Here is a 14,103-nt window from a genome sequence, read left to right as displayed (position 1 = left end):
GTCAAACTTTGGCAGGCTTCCCTGCAATAGGGAGTTGCGTGCCCGTAACGGTTCACCTGCCAAACACCGAACCGACCGGTCGCGCCTAAGAGCTTGAAGGGAGACTGCCAATGGCGCCTGCACCATTGGGTGGCTCGGCCGTGCCTTTGTCGCGCGCCGAGATCGAGGACAATTTCGCCGACATCAAGCCGATGCTGGACAAGAAGCGCGCGATCGTGGATTCCGCGCGCTGTTTCTTCTGCCACGACGCGCCCTGTGTCGAGGCCTGCCCCACCGGCATCGACATCCCGAACTTCATCCGCATGATCTCGACCGGCAATACCAAGGGTGCGGCCGAGAAGATCCTGGCCGAGAACATCTTCGGTGGCATGTGCGCGCGGGTCTGCCCGACGGAAATCTTGTGCGAGCGCGCCTGCGTGCGCAACACCTCGGAGGACCGGCCGGTCGATATCGGCGCGCTGCAGCGCTATGCGGTCGATCAACTGATCGAGGCGGGGCACCAGCCGTTCACCCGCGCGGAATCCACCGGCAAGAAGATCGCCGTGGTCGGCGGCGGGCCGGCCGGCATGTCCTGCGCGCATCGGCTTGCCGTGTTGGGCCATGCCGTGACGGTCTATGAAGCGCGGCCGCATCTCGGCGGGCTCAATGAATACGGCATCGCCGCCTATAAGACGGTCGACAACTTCGCCCAGCGCGAGATCGATTTCATCCTCTCGATCGGCGGCATCGACGTGAAGGCGGGGCGGCGCCTGGGCCAGGACGTGCAACTCGCCGATCTCGCCCGCGACTATGACGCGGTCTTCCTCGGCATCGGCCTCGGCGGTGTCAACGCGCTGGACCTGCCGGGCGAGGGCGATTTGAAAGGCGTGCTCGACGCGGTCGGCTATATCGCCGAGCTGCGCCAGGCCAAGGACAAAGCGGTGCTGCCCGTGGGCCGCAAGGTGGTGGTGATCGGCGGCGGCAACACCGCGATCGACATCGCGATCCAGACCAAGAAGCTCGGCGCCGAGGACGTCACCATCGCCTATCGCCGGGGCGCGGAGAATATGAGCGCGACCGAGCACGAGCAGGAATTCGCCCAGGTCTCCGGCGTCAAGATCAAGCATTGGGTCCGGCCGGTCCTGCTGATCGGCAAGGATGGCGCCATCGCCGGCGTCGAGTTCGAATACACGCGGATGGGCTCGGACGGGAAGCTGTCCGGCACCGGCGAGAAGTTCCGCCTGGACTGCGACCAGCTGTTCAAGGCGATCGGCCAGACCCTCACGCCGCCGCTGGGTCTCACGACGGCCAAGGGCAAGATCGTGGTCGATCAGGATTTCAAGACCAGCATGCCGAAAGTCTGGGCCGGCGGCGATTGCGTCGCCAGCGGCACGGACCTGACGGTGCAAAGCGTGCAGGACGGCAAGCTCGCGGCGCATGCCATTGATCGGGCGCTGCGGGGGAATGGAGCGGCGCGTGGTTAGAATCTTCGACCCCTCACCCCAGCCCTCTCCCGCAGGGGGAGAGGGGAACCTTCTCCGCGCTCCGCGCGCAATGGATCGAGACCGTCTCGGTCAGCAGCGAAAAGAAACCCCCTCTCCCCTTGCGGGAGAGGGCGGGGTGAGGGGGCGACGGGTCTCTCAAAGGAGGACTCCACATGGCTGATCTCAGCACCAACTTCGTCGGCATCAAGTCGCCGAACCCGTTCTGGCTGGCCTCGGCGCCGCCGACGGACAAGGAATACAACGTGGTCCGCGCCTTCAAGGCGGGCTGGGGCGGTGTCGTCTGGAAGACGCTGGGCGAAGATCCGCCGGTGGTGAACGTGTCTTCGCGCTACGGCGCCTTGCACATCAACGACGACCGGATCGTCGGCTTCAACAACATCGAGCTGATCACCGACCGGCCGCTCGACGTGAACCTGCGCGAGATCAAGCAGGTGAAGAAGGACTGGCCGGACCGCGCCCTCATCGTCTCGCTGATGGTGCCCTGCGAGGAGATGAGCTGGAAGAACATCCTCGCCCGCGTCGAGGAAACCGAGGCGGATGGGATCGAGCTCAATTTCGGCTGCCCGCACGGGATGTCGGAGCGCGGCATGGGCTCGGCGGTCGGCCAGGTGCCGGAATACGTCGAGATGGTCGCCCGCTGGTGCAAGCAGCACACGCGGATGCCGGTCATCGTCAAGCTGACCCCCAACGTTACCGACGTGCGCAAGCCTGCGCGGGCGGCGAAGAAGGGCGGGGCGGATGCGGTCTCGCTGATCAACACCATCAACTCGATCTGCGGCATCGATCTCGACCATTTCGCGCCGATGCCGATGGTGGACGGGAAGGGGACGCATGGCGGCTATTGCGGCCCGGCGGTGAAACCGATCGCCATGCATATGACGGCCGATATCGCCCGCGATCCGGATACCTTCGGCATCCCGATCTCGGCGATCGGCGGCATCGGCAACTGGCGCGACGCGGCGGAGTTCATCGCGCTCTCCGCCGGCACGGTGCAGGTCTGCACCGCCGCCATGCATCACGGCTTCCGCATCGTCGATGACATGATCACCGGCCTCTCCAACTGGATGGATTCCAAAGGCTACCGGACGATCGACGACTTCCGCGGCAAGGCCGTGCCGAACGTGACCGACTGGCAGTATCTCAACATCAACTACAAGTCGGTCGCGGTCATCAACCAGGACAGCTGCATCAAATGCGGCCTCTGCCACATCGCCTGCGAGGACACCTCGCACCAGTCGATCGCGGCCCTCCGGGTGGATGGCCAGCGCCGCTACGAGGTCATCACCGAGGAATGCGTGGGCTGCAATCTCTGCCAGCATGTCTGCCCGGTGCCGGACACGATCAGCATGGTCTCGGTCGATACCGGGAAGCCTTACCTCAATTGGACTCAGGACCCGCGCAATCCGCATGCTAAGAAAGCGGCGGAATAAGAAGAATCAAAGCAGGAGCGACAGGTGGCGACCAATCTCAAGGTGAACGGCGACCGGCTGTGGGACAGCCTGATGGAGATGGCCAAGATCGGCGCGACGGCCAAGGGCGGGGTCTGTCGCCTGGCGCTGACCGACCTCGACCGCCAGGCGCGCGACCTCTTCATCCAATGGTGTCGGGACGCCGGCTGCACGATCAAGATCGACAAGATGGGCAACATCTTCGCAAGACGGGCCGGCAAGGACGACAGCCTCGCCCCGGTCATCACCGGCAGCCATATCGACTCCCAGCCCACCGGCGGCAAGTTCGACGGCATCTACGGCGTGCTCTCGGGCCTGGAAGTCATTCGCTCCCTGAACGATCTCAAATATGAGACCAACCGCCCGGTCGAGGTCGCGGTCTGGACCAACGAGGAAGGCTCGCGCTTCGCACCGGCCATGGTCGCCTCCGGCGTCTTCGCCGGCGTGTTCGACCTGGAATACGGGCTCAGCCGTGCCGATCCCAGCGGCAAGACCATGGGCGAGGAGCTGCAGCGGATCGGCTATGCCGGCCCGGAGGAGGTCGGCAAGCGTCCGGTCCATGCCTTCTTCGAGGCGCATATCGAGCAGGGCCCGATCTTGGAGAACGAGAAGAAGACCATCGGTATCGTGCAAGGCGCGCAGGGTCAGCGCTGGTTCGAAGTCGTCATGACCGGCCAGGAGGCCCATGCCGGCCCAACGCCGATGAAGGTGCGCAAGGACGCGCTCGTTGGCGCCGCGCATGTGATCACCGCCGTCAACAAGATCGGCCACGCGAACCAGCCCTTCGCCTGCGCCACCGTGGGCATGATCACCAACAGCCCGAACTCGCGGAACACCATCCCGGGCAGCGTCTTCTTCACGGTTGATCTGCGTCATCCGGAAGACTCGGTGCTCTCCAAGATGGCGGCCGAGGTGAAGGCTGCCGCGGAGGAGGCCTGCCAGCAGCATGGCCTCACCATGGACTTCAAGGAGATCTGGTATTCGCCGCCGGTGAAGTTCGATGCGAACTGCGTGGCCGCGGTGAAGAAGGGGGCCGAGGAGCTCGGCTTCGATGCCATGCCGATCATCAGCGGGGCGGGGCACGATGCCTGTTATTTGAGCAGGGTGGCGCCGACCGCCATGGTCTTCATCCCCTGCGAGGACGGGATCAGCCATAACGAGATCGAGAACGCCACCAAGGGCGACTGTGCCGCTGGTTGCGACGTGCTGCTTCGTGCCATAGTGGAACGCGCGAATGCCGTCTGACGGCGACGCACGGCTGGCTGCAAGTGCCGGCGATCCAGTGGGGAATTCCGTGGCCGGCGACGTCGTCATCGACATCCGCAATCTCAGCCTGACGTTTCAGACCGCGGACGCGCCGGTCCAGGCGCTGAGCGACATCGACCTGCAGGTCCGTTCCGGCGAGTTCGTGTCGCTGATCGGCCCCTCCGGCTGCGGCAAGACAACCCTGATGCGGATCGTCGCCGATCTCGAGCAGCCGACCGGCGGCGTCGCCCTGGTCAACGGCATGACCCCGCAGGAAGCCCGGCGGAAGCGCGCCTATGGCTATGTGTTCCAGGCGCCGGCGCTCTATCCCTGGCGCAGCGTACTGGGCAACGTGACCCTGCCGCATGAGATCTTCGGCCTGTCGAAGGAAGAACGCGAGGAGAAGGCCAGGCGCTATCTCGACCTGGTGGGGCTCGCGGGCTTTGAGAAGAAGTTCCCCTGGCAGCTTTCCGGCGGCATGCAGCAGCGGGTCTCGATCGCGCGGGCCTTGAGCTTCGATCCCGCCATCCTGCTGATGGACGAGCCGTTCGGCGCGCTGGACGAGATCACCCGGGACCGGATGAACGAGGAATTGCTCTCGATCTGGCGCAAGACCCAGAAGACCGTGATTTTCGTGACCCATTCGATCGACGAGGCGGTCCTGCTCTCGACCCGCATCGTTGTGATGAGCGCAAGGCCCGGCCGCATCATCGACGTAATCGACAGCACCCTGCCGCCCGAGCGCAGCATCGAGACCCGCGAATCCCCGGAAGCCATTGCGCTGGCGCACCGCGTTCGCGAAGGCCTGAAGGCCGGGCATTCGTATGATTAGGCGGGAGAGAGTCTTTGCGGGGCCACCCCTCACCCTGTCCCTCTCCCACAAGGGGAGAGGGGACGCTGTGGCAATCGCTCGGTTCAAAGCCCCTCTCCCCTCGTGGGAGAGGGGTTGGGGTGAGGGGGCCGCGTGAAGGCTCTGTGTCATGACTGACGTCGCGATGCCCGGCGGCCTCGGTGGGCTGGTTTCCCCGCGCGGGCGCGTCATGCCGGTTGTGACCATCGTCGCCGCGCTGATCGTGGTCTGGTACCTGCTGGCCGTGCTGCTCAACTGGCCGCAGGTCACGGCCATGATGGCCAACAACAACCAGACCGGCACGACCAGCGAGATCGTCGGCGCAACCTGGTCGATGGAACGGCCGGTCCTGCCTTCGCCGCACCAGGTGATCGCCGAGTTTTGGAAGACCACCTTCGAGACCGCGCCGACCTCCAAGCGATCGCTGGTCTATCACGCCTGGATCACTGCTTCGGCGACCATGCTCGGCTTCGCTTTCGGCGCAATCCTCGGCATGCTCCTCGCGGCCGGGATCGTGCATGTGAAGACGCTCGACCGCAGCCTGATGCCCTGGATCATCGCCTCGCAGACCGTGCCGATCCTGGCGATCGCGCCGATGATCATCGTGATCCTGGGCTCGATCGGTATGGTCGGCCTGGTGCCGAAGGCGATCATCGCCATGTATCTCTGCTTCTTCCCGGTCACCATCGGCATGGTGAAGGGGTTGCGCTCGCCGGACCCGCTGCAGCTGGATCTCATGCGAACCTACAGCGCCAGCCCGTGGCAGGTGTTCTGGAAGCTGCGGCTGCCGGCCTCGATCCCCTTCCTGTTCGCCAGCATGAAGGTGGCGATTGCGATCAGCCTCGTCGGCACCATCGTCGGCGAGCTGCCGACCGGTGCCTCGGGCGGCCTCGGCGCGCGGCTGCTCTCGGGCTCCTATTATGGCCAGACCGTGCAGATCTGGTCGGCTTTGCTGATGGCGGCGATTCTCGGCAGCATCATGGTCTATGCCATGGGCGGCATCGAGCGTCTGACCCTGAAGCGGATGGGGGCCCAGCGATGAATCCCGGCATGAAGAGCCGCTTCGCCACCTATCTGCCGCTCCGCTTCATCGCGTCGCTCTGCATCATCTTCAGCTTCTGGATGCCGCTCGGCACCTATGACGACGACGTGATCTTCTGGAGCTCCTTTCCGCAATCCCTGACCACCATGCTGATCGGGCTGGGTGGCCTGGCGGTGGCGCCCTGGGTCAGCTTGCGCCTAGTCGCGCTGGTCGTCGGGGCCGCGGCGCTGATCATGCTGCCGACCGCCGAGTTCCAGATGGGGCTCTCCGCCAGCGGCTTCTGGCTGGCGCTGATCGGCCTTCTGCTTTTCGCGTGGACGGTCATGGCCGAGCTCGCCGCGATGAAGCGCAACCGCTGGCGCGACATCGCGATCCCGCTGATCTTCGGCCTCCTGCTGGTCTACGTGTGGCAGGCGGTGGTGATCGGCTTCGCCGTGCCGAAGGTGCTGCTGCCGGCGCCGACCGCGATCGCCACGGCCATTGCCGAGGGCACCGCGATGCTGTGGGACGATTTCGCGCAGACCTTCCTGAAATCCGTGCTCGCTGGCTTCGTCATCGGCAACGCGGTCGGGTTCCTCACGGCACTGCTCGCGGACCGCTATCCCTTCCTGCAGCGCGGGCTGCTGCCGCTCGGCAACTTCGCCAGCGCGGTGCCGATCATCGGCATCGCGCCGATCATGGTCATGTGGTTCGGCTTTGGCTGGGAGTCGAAGTCGGCGGTGGTCGTGCTGATGATCTTCTTCCCGATGCTGGTGAACGCGCTGGCCGGGCTCCAATCCGCCGACCGGATGTCACTCGACCTGATGCGCTCCTACGGTGCCAGCTACGGCGAGACCTTGCTGAAGCTGCGCCTGCCGATGGCGCTGCCTTTCATCTTCAATGCCCTGAAGATCAACTCGACGCTGGCGTTAATCGGCGCCATCGTGGCCGAGTTCTTCGGCTCGCCGACCGCGGGCATGGGGTTTCGCATCAACATCGAGAACGCCCGGATGGGTCTCGATGTCGTCTGGGCCACCATTGCCGTCGCCGCGGTAGCCGGATCGGCGTTCTACGGCATCCTCGCGCTCCTGGAGCGCGCGTTCACCTTCTGGCATCCTTCCTATCGGGCACAAAACTGAGAAACAGGAGAGGCATAATGAAATTCAGCATGACATTCGGTGCAGCAGCCACCGCGATCGCGCTCTGCATGGCCGCCACCGCGGCGAACGCCGAGGACCTGACCCTGCAGTTAAAGTGGGTCACCCAGGCGCAGTTCGCCGGCTACTACGTCGCCCAGGAAAAGGGCTTCTACAAGGACGAGGGCCTCAACGTCACGATCAAGGCCGGCGGCCCGGACGTAAATCCCAGCCAGGTGATCGCCGGCGGCGGCGCCGACGTGGTGGTGGACTGGATGCCCTCGGCCCTGGCGACGCGCGAAAAGGGCGTGCCGCTGGTCAACATCGCCCAGGTGTTCCAGAAGTCGGGCCTGATGCTGACCTGCCGCAAAGACAGCGGCATCAAGTCGCCCGCCGATTTCAAGGATAAGACCTTGGGCGTCTGGTTCGGCGGCAACGAGTATCCGTTCCTGAACTGGATGAACAAGCTGGGTCTCAAGACCGACGGCAGCGCCGGCGGGGTCAAGGTGCTGAAGCAGGGCTTCAACGTCGATCCGATCCTGCAGAAGCAGGCGGACTGCATCTCGACCATGACCTACAACGAGTATTGGCAGATCATCGAAAGCGGCCAGCTGAAGGCCGACGACCTGGTCACCTTCAAGTATGAGGACGAAGGCGTGGCGACCCTCGAGGACGGTCTCTACACCCTCGACGCCACCTTGAAGGACAAGGCCAAGGTCGCGGCGCTGGCGAAGTTCCTGAAGGCCTCGATGAAGGGCTGGGAATACGCGGTCGCGCACCAGGACGAGGCGGTGAAGATCGTGCTCGACAACGACGAGACCGGCGCGCAGACCGAAGGCCATCAGAAGACCATGATGCAGGAAATCGCCAAGCTGGTCGGCGAGAACCCGAAGGGCACCGGCTATCTCGACGAAGCCGCTTACGAGCGCACGGTGAACACCCTGATGTCCGGCGGCTCCGATCCGGTCATCACCAAGGCGCCGGAAGGGGCCTGGACTCACGACGTGATCGACGCCGCGAAGTAAGCGGCGGCGTTGCCTTCAGCCCCGGCCGAGCGCTTCGGCCGGGGCTTTTCCGTTGTATTTGAGACGTCATGCGCGGACTTGATCCGCGCATCTCTCGTCGTCGGCGCAAGATCGCCGGCCCCGCGGACGAATGTCCGCATTCGCGGACTGAGCCCGGCGATGACGGTTAAGGTGAAGTTAAGCGGCGATCGGTCGCAGAGCCGCATGCTGATTTTAAATCTTCAGCAACCCATATGAAGGAAAGTGACGGCATCAGCCGACCCAAAGTCGGCCGCTTCGACTGGAGACGAATCATGGAGCCGATTTTTCTCGCCGCGGTGTTCGCGATCATGTGGCTCTCGTCCAGCCTGCTGGCCGATGATCTCGAGAGCCTGCGTGCGGCCGAACTGCGCCTCGCGCGCTGCCCGGCCCACGCCTGATCGTCGTCAACCCGGCGTCCGGAATACGCCGCTGACCCACGTTGATACGCGGGTCAGCGGCGTTTTCTTTTCCGCCCTGCCGTCCCGCCGCAAGCTTTCTGAGTCCTGGCTTTCGCCCGGAAACCCGCGCCCGCAACCCCCTTGGGCGGGAATGGAATAAATATTCCGATTGCAGCCCTATTCTGAAACTCGTATTCTGTTGAGGTAAAATGAGGCCATGCCGGACAGGGCAGGGCCTTGCCGCCAAGGCCTTGATCGGGGAGCCATCTCCGGCAGGGGCCGGGGCGGCGCAGAGATCGGCCAGGACGGCCAAACGCCGGCCCTGAGAACCCGTTTCAAGGGGCTAAAGGCCGGCGGCAACGAGGGAGGACAGAATGAACACTGGAATTGTACGCAGACTGTTTTTGGGCGCCGCCTTGGCGATCCCGATGCTCGGCGGCGCGGCGGTCGCGCAGGCCGACGGCGAGCGCTTCGTCTTCGTCAGCCACGCGCCGGATTCCGATTCCTGGTGGAACGTGATCAAGAACGCGCTGAAAGACGCCGAGAAGGATTTCGGCGTGAAGGTCGAGTATCGCAACCCGCCGACCGGCGACCTCGCCGACATGGCGCGGATCATCGAGCAGGCGACGGCGACCAAGCCGGCCGGCATCATCGCCACCATCGCCGATATCGGCGTGCTCAAGGGCCCGCTGCAGGCGGCGATGGCCAAGGGCATTCCGGTCATCACCGTCAATTCCGGCACCGCGGCGGAATCGAAGGAGATCGGCGCGCTGATGCATATCGGCCAGCCGGAATACGACGCCGGCAAGGGTGCGGGCGAGCGCGCAAAAAAGGCGGGCGTCACCAAGTTCCTCTGCGTCAACCACTACATCACCAACAACGCCTCGGTGGAGCGCTGCCAGGGCTATGCCGACGGTCTCGGCGTGAAGCTCGGCGACCAGATGATCGATTCCGGCATGGACCCGACCGACGTCTATAACCGGGTGAAGGCCTATCTCACCGCGCATCCGGACACCGACGGCATCCTGACCCTGGGGCCCAACTCGGCCGATCCGGTGATCAAGCTCCTCAACGACACCAAGTCGGCGTCGAAGTACAAGAGCTTCATCACCTTCGACCTCGACAGCGACATCTCGAAGGCGATCAAGGACGGCGTGGTCGAATCCGCGATCGACCAGCAGCCCTACCTGCAGGGCTATCTCAGCGTCGCCTTCCTGGTGAAGTATGTGCGGCTCGGCATCATCCCGGCCAACAACGTCAACACCGGCCCGGGCTTCGTGACCAAGTCCAACATCGCCCTGGTCGAGAAATACGCCGGCGAATACCGCTGAACCTCTGACAACAACGGCTGAGAAGGGGCGGGCGCCTGCAACAGGCGCCCGCTCCAGTTCAGGAGACCGAGATGACGACCTCCGACCACGCGGCGCAGGCCGAGCGCATCCTGCAGAAGGCGCGCGACGAGCGGCTGAAGAGCCAGGCGCGCTGGCGCAAGTTCCTGCAGCATCCGGAGTTCGGCGCCCTGGCCGGCGTGGTGCTGGTCTTCATCTTCTTCGGCTTCACCGCCGGCGGCACCGGCATGTTCGGCGCCGACGGCATCCTCAACTGGACCACGGTCAGCGCCCAGCTGATCCTGATCGCCTGCGCAGCCGCGCTGCTGATGATCGGCGGCGAGTTCGACCTCTCGGTCGGCTCGATGATCGGCTTCGCCGGCATGATGGTTGCGATCCCGATGGTCTATTTCGGCTGGTCGGCGCTGGCCAGCACCGCCTTCGCTTTCGCCGGCGCCCTCGCCGTCGGCTTCCTGAACGGCTGGATTACGGTCAGGACAAGACTGCCGTCCTTCATCGTCACCCTGGCCTCGCTCTACATCCTGCGCGGCCTCACCATCGCGCTGTCGATCGTGTTCTCCAATCGCACCATCGTCTCCGGCGTCAAAGAGGCGGCGGGCGACAGCATCATCCCGGCCTTGTTCTCCGGCATCGCCTTCCGCCCGCTGTTCGTGTGGTTCTCCCAGGTCGGCGTGATCGACCAGCTGGCCGACGGCTCGCCGGCCGTGCAGGGCGTGCCGGCGGTCATCCTCTGGGCCCTGGGGCTGGCGCTGGTCGCGCATATCGTCCTCACCCGGACCCGGGTCGGCAACTGGATCTTCGCCGCCGGCGGCGATTCCAACGCCGCGCGCAATGTCGGCGTCCCCGTGAACCGCGTGAAGATCTCGCTCTTCATGTTCACCGCCTTCTGTGCCGCGGTCTATGCCACCAGCCAGGTCTTCGAGTTCGGCTCCGCCGCCTCGGACCGCGGCTTGCTGAAGGAATTCGAGGCGATCATTGCCGCGGTCATCGGCGGCTGCCTCTTGACCGGCGGCTACGGCTCGATCGTCGGCGCCTGCTTCGGCGCCCTCATCTTCGGCGTGGTGCAGATGGGCATTCTCTTCACCGGCGTGCCCAACGACTGGTTCCGCGTCTTCCTCGGCGCCATGCTGCTGACGGCGGTGCTGTTCAACAACATGATCCGTCGCCGCGTGACGGGGGAGCGCTAGTGATGGCCGCTGCTGAACAGAGCTTGCCCAGCCAGCCGCTCATTGAGATCAAGGACGTCACCAAGTTCTTCGGCCCGGTGGTGGCGCTGACCGGCGTCTCGATGACGGTGAATGCCCGCGAGGTGCATTGCCTGCTGGGCGACAACGGCGCCGGAAAGTCGACCCTGATCAAGACGCTGTCGGGGGTCTATCAGCCCTCCGAGGGCGAGATCCGGATCGAGGGCCGGCCGGTGAATTTCACCACGCCGCGCGACGCGCTGGACCGCGGTGTCGCGACCGTGTTCCAGGACCTCGCCATGATCCCGCTGCTGTCGATCACCCGGAACTTCTTCATGGGCCGGGAGCCGGCGAAGCGCAAAGGCCCGTTCGCCTTCATCGACATGAAGCACGCCGACGCCGTCACCCGCGAGGAGATGAAGAAGATCGGCATCGACATCCGCGATCCGCAGCAAGCCGTGGGCACCTTGTCCGGCGGCGAGCGGCAATGCGTGGCGATCGCCAGGGCGGTCTATTTCGGCGCCAAGGTGCTGATCCTCGACGAGCCGACCTCGGCCTTGGGTGTGGCGCAGACCTCGATGGTGCTGAAATACGTCCGCCAGGTGCGGGCGCGTGGGCTCGGGGTGATCTTCATCACCCACAACGTCCGCCACGCCTACGCGGTCGGCGACCGTTTCACCATCCTGAACCGCGGCAAGACCATGGGCACCTTCGCCAAGTCCGAGATTACCCTCGACGCACTGCAGACGATGATGGCCGGCGACAAGGAACTGCAGGACCTGGCTGAGTTGGAAGGCACGATCTAGACCGGAAAAGGCCTTCGATCCCTCACCCCAGCCCTCTCCCGCAGGGGGAGAGGGGGCCTCGTTTCGCTGCACGGCGTGACAGTTTCAAAAGGCTGGTACCACAGCGTCCCCTCTCCCCTTGCGGGAGAGGGACAGGGTGGGGGCGACGGGTCTATCCAACTGGGCTTCGCCGTTCTCAATGCATCACGTCGCGGATGATGACGCGTTCCAGCAGCTCGACCGAACGGCGCATGCCCTCCATCGGCGACATCGCATTGTCCTCGTGCTCGATCGAAAGCACGTCGTTGTAGCCGACCTGGGCGAGGAGGGCGATGAAGTCGCGCCACCAGCTCTCGTTATGCCCGTAGCCCAAGGTCACGTAGTTCCAGGAGCGGTCGGCGACGCGGTCGTTGGTCTTGGTCTCGAGCAGCGTATTCGGATCGGCGTTCTGCCGGTCGATCCGGGTGTCCTTGGCATGGACGTAGAAGATCGCCTCGCCGAGCTTGCGAATCCCGGTCAAGGGCTCGCCGCCCATCCACATCATGTGGCTGGGATCGTAGTTGGCGCCGACATTGTCGCCGGCGGCATCCCTGAGCTTCGCCATGGTCTCGGTGTTATAGACCAGCTGGCCGCCATGGATCTCGATGCAGATCTGGTCGATGCCGCAATCCTTGCCCAGCTTCGCGAGCTTCTTCCAATAGGGGATCGCGACCTTGTCCCATTGCCAGTTCAAGGCCTTGGTCGCTTCCGGCGGCCAGGCGGTGACGATCCAGTTGGGATTGGCATCGCCGGGGCCGCCCGGGAGTCCCGACATCATCACCACGCGATGGATGCCCATCAGCTTGGCGAGCTTGAAGGTCTTGCGCACGACCTCGTCGTGCCGCTTGCCGTAGTCGCCCGGCGCCAGCTGGTTACCCGAACAATTGAGCGCCGCGATCTCCAAGCCGTGGTCCTTGATCTTGGCCTTGAACTCCTTGCGCGCGTTCTCGCTCTCCAGCATCTGGTCGAGCTTGATATGCGGCGCGCTCGACCAGTTGCCGCAGGCGAACTCAAGGGTCTCGAGCTTCAGCTCGGCACTGGCCTTCAGCATCTTGTCGAAGGAGAGGTTGCCGAGGCTGTCGGTGATCATGCCGATCTTCATCGCGGGCTCCGTTAGCCGACCTTCACCGGCGCGCCGGTCTTCAGTGACTGCACCGCCGCTTCCGCGAGCGCCAAGGCGTTGCGGCCGTCCTCGATGCTGGTGGCGGGCTTGGCTTTGCCGAGCACGCAGTCGATGAAGTGTTGCAGCTCGACCCGATAGGCGGCGTCGTAGCGCTCCAGGAAGAAGTGCAGCGGCTTCTCGCCGACGACGCCGGGCTCGCCGGAGAACACCACCGTGTTCGCGACCTGGTTGCCGGCCTGCAGCATGCCCTTGGAGCCGAAGGCCTCGATCCGCTGGTCGTAGCCGTAGACCGCGCGGCGGCTGTTGCTGATCTGCGCGATGCAACCGCTCTTGGTCTTCAAGACCACCATCGCGGTGTCGATGTCGCCGGCCTTGCCGATCTCCGGATCGACCAGGTTGGAGGCGGTGGCATAGACCTCGGTCGGCATCTCCCCCAAGAGCCAGGTCGCCATGTCGAAGTCGTGGATCATCATGTCGCGGAACAGGCCGCCGCTGACCTTGATGTAGCCGATCGGCGGCGGGCCGGGATCTCGGCTGGTGATGATGAGCGTTTCCAGCTTGCCGATCTTGCCGCCGCGGATGCCGTCATGCACCGCCGCGAAGCTGGCATCGAAGCGGCGGTTGAAGCCGATCATCATGGTGACGCCGGCCTTGCGCACGGTGGCGAGGCACTGATCGACCCGTTCCAGCGAAAGATCGATCGGCTTTTCGCAGAAGATCGCCTTGCCGGCCTTGGCCGCCAGCTCGATCATCTCGGCATGGGTGTCGGTCGAGCTGCAGATCGCGACCGCTTTGACCGCCGGATCCTCGATCGCCTTCTTCGCGTCGGTGCCGCTCTGGGCGCCGAGCGCCGAGGCGAGCTTGTTGGCGGCATCGGCATTGACGTCGGTGACCCAGCGCAGCTTGGCGCCGGGATGCGCGGCGATGTTGCGGCCATGGATCTGGCCGATCCGGCCGGCGCCGATCAGAGCGATTTCGAGCATGTTTTTCCGTCC

At 64.7% G+C, this 14,103-nt stretch carries 13 protein-coding genes; 11 read left to right on the top strand and 2 right to left on the bottom strand.

Annotated features, from left to right (window positions below; genetic code table 11):
* Window positions 1–110 precede the first annotated feature (110 nt).
* From ACYQ4T_RS09340 to ACYQ4T_RS09290, 11 genes are all read left to right on the top strand, one after another.
* A complete protein-coding gene (locus tag ACYQ4T_RS09340) occupies window positions 111–1,463 on the top strand; it encodes an NAD(P)-dependent oxidoreductase (protein ID WP_459852941.1) in 1,353 nt (450 codons plus the stop codon).
* Between the two features lie 173 nt (window positions 1,464–1,636).
* Window positions 1,637–2,914, top strand: a complete 1,278-nt coding sequence (gene preA / locus ACYQ4T_RS09335; protein ID WP_459852939.1) for an NAD-dependent dihydropyrimidine dehydrogenase subunit PreA — start codon at window positions 1,637–1,639, stop codon at window positions 2,912–2,914.
* A 72-nt stretch (window positions 2,915–2,986) separates the two neighbouring features.
* Window positions 2,987–4,177 carry a M20 family metallo-hydrolase gene (locus ACYQ4T_RS09330; RefSeq protein ID WP_459855164.1) on the top strand — a complete coding sequence of 397 codons (1,191 nt, stop codon included), beginning with the start codon at window positions 2,987–2,989 and terminating at the stop codon, window positions 4,175–4,177.
* Window positions 4,178–4,226: 49 nt separating this feature from the next.
* Window positions 4,227–5,009, top strand: coding sequence for an ABC transporter ATP-binding protein (locus ACYQ4T_RS09325; RefSeq protein WP_459852937.1), 783 nt, complete (start codon window positions 4,227–4,229; stop codon window positions 5,007–5,009).
* Window positions 5,010–5,157: 148 nt separating this feature from the next.
* Window positions 5,158–6,069 carry an ABC transporter permease gene (locus tag ACYQ4T_RS09320; RefSeq protein ID WP_459852935.1) on the top strand — a complete coding sequence of 304 codons (912 nt, stop codon included), beginning with the start codon at window positions 5,158–5,160 and terminating at the stop codon, window positions 6,067–6,069.
* An 8-nt stretch (window positions 6,070–6,077) separates the two neighbouring features.
* A complete protein-coding gene (locus ACYQ4T_RS09315; RefSeq protein ID WP_459852932.1) occupies window positions 6,078–7,187 on the top strand; it encodes an ABC transporter permease in 1,110 nt (369 codons plus the stop codon).
* 17 nt (window positions 7,188–7,204) lie between these two features.
* Window positions 7,205–8,209 carry an ABC transporter substrate-binding protein gene (locus ACYQ4T_RS09310; protein ID WP_459852930.1) on the top strand — a complete coding sequence of 335 codons (1,005 nt, stop codon included), beginning with the start codon at window positions 7,205–7,207 and terminating at the stop codon, window positions 8,207–8,209.
* Between the two features lie 293 nt (window positions 8,210–8,502).
* Window positions 8,503–8,628 carry a hypothetical protein gene (locus ACYQ4T_RS09305; RefSeq protein ID WP_459852928.1) on the top strand — a complete coding sequence of 42 codons (126 nt, stop codon included), beginning with the start codon at window positions 8,503–8,505 and terminating at the stop codon, window positions 8,626–8,628.
* 374 nt (window positions 8,629–9,002) lie between these two features.
* Window positions 9,003–9,959: a sugar ABC transporter substrate-binding protein gene (locus tag ACYQ4T_RS09300; protein ID WP_459852925.1), complete on the top strand. Its 957-nt coding sequence runs from the start codon at window positions 9,003–9,005 to the stop codon at window positions 9,957–9,959.
* 71 nt (window positions 9,960–10,030) lie between these two features.
* A complete protein-coding gene (locus tag ACYQ4T_RS09295) occupies window positions 10,031–11,164 on the top strand; it encodes an ABC transporter permease (protein WP_459852922.1) in 1,134 nt (377 codons plus the stop codon).
* A 2-nt stretch (window positions 11,165–11,166) separates the two neighbouring features.
* Window positions 11,167–11,967: an ATP-binding cassette domain-containing protein gene (locus ACYQ4T_RS09290; protein ID WP_459852920.1), complete on the top strand. Its 801-nt coding sequence runs from the start codon at window positions 11,167–11,169 to the stop codon at window positions 11,965–11,967.
* Window positions 11,968–12,142: 175 nt separating this feature from the next.
* On the opposite strand, the gene ACYQ4T_RS09285 is transcribed toward ACYQ4T_RS09290, so the two are convergent.
* Both ACYQ4T_RS09285 and iolG read right to left on the bottom strand, forming a co-directional pair.
* On the bottom strand, window positions 12,143–13,087 hold the full coding sequence (locus ACYQ4T_RS09285) for a sugar phosphate isomerase/epimerase family protein (RefSeq protein ID WP_459852917.1): 945 nt from the start codon (window positions 13,085–13,087) through the stop codon (window positions 12,143–12,145).
* An 11-nt stretch (window positions 13,088–13,098) separates the two neighbouring features.
* Complete coding sequence (iolG, locus tag ACYQ4T_RS09280) at window positions 13,099–14,091, bottom strand: inositol 2-dehydrogenase (protein WP_459852914.1); 993 nt, start codon at window positions 14,089–14,091, stop codon at window positions 13,099–13,101.
* Window positions 14,092–14,103: the final 12 nt, after the last annotated feature.

The sequence above is a fragment of the Dongia sp. agr-C8 genome, from assembly GCF_054658695.1.
Note: the sequence above shows the minus strand (reverse complement) of the source record. Positions and strands in the feature narration are given on the sequence as shown.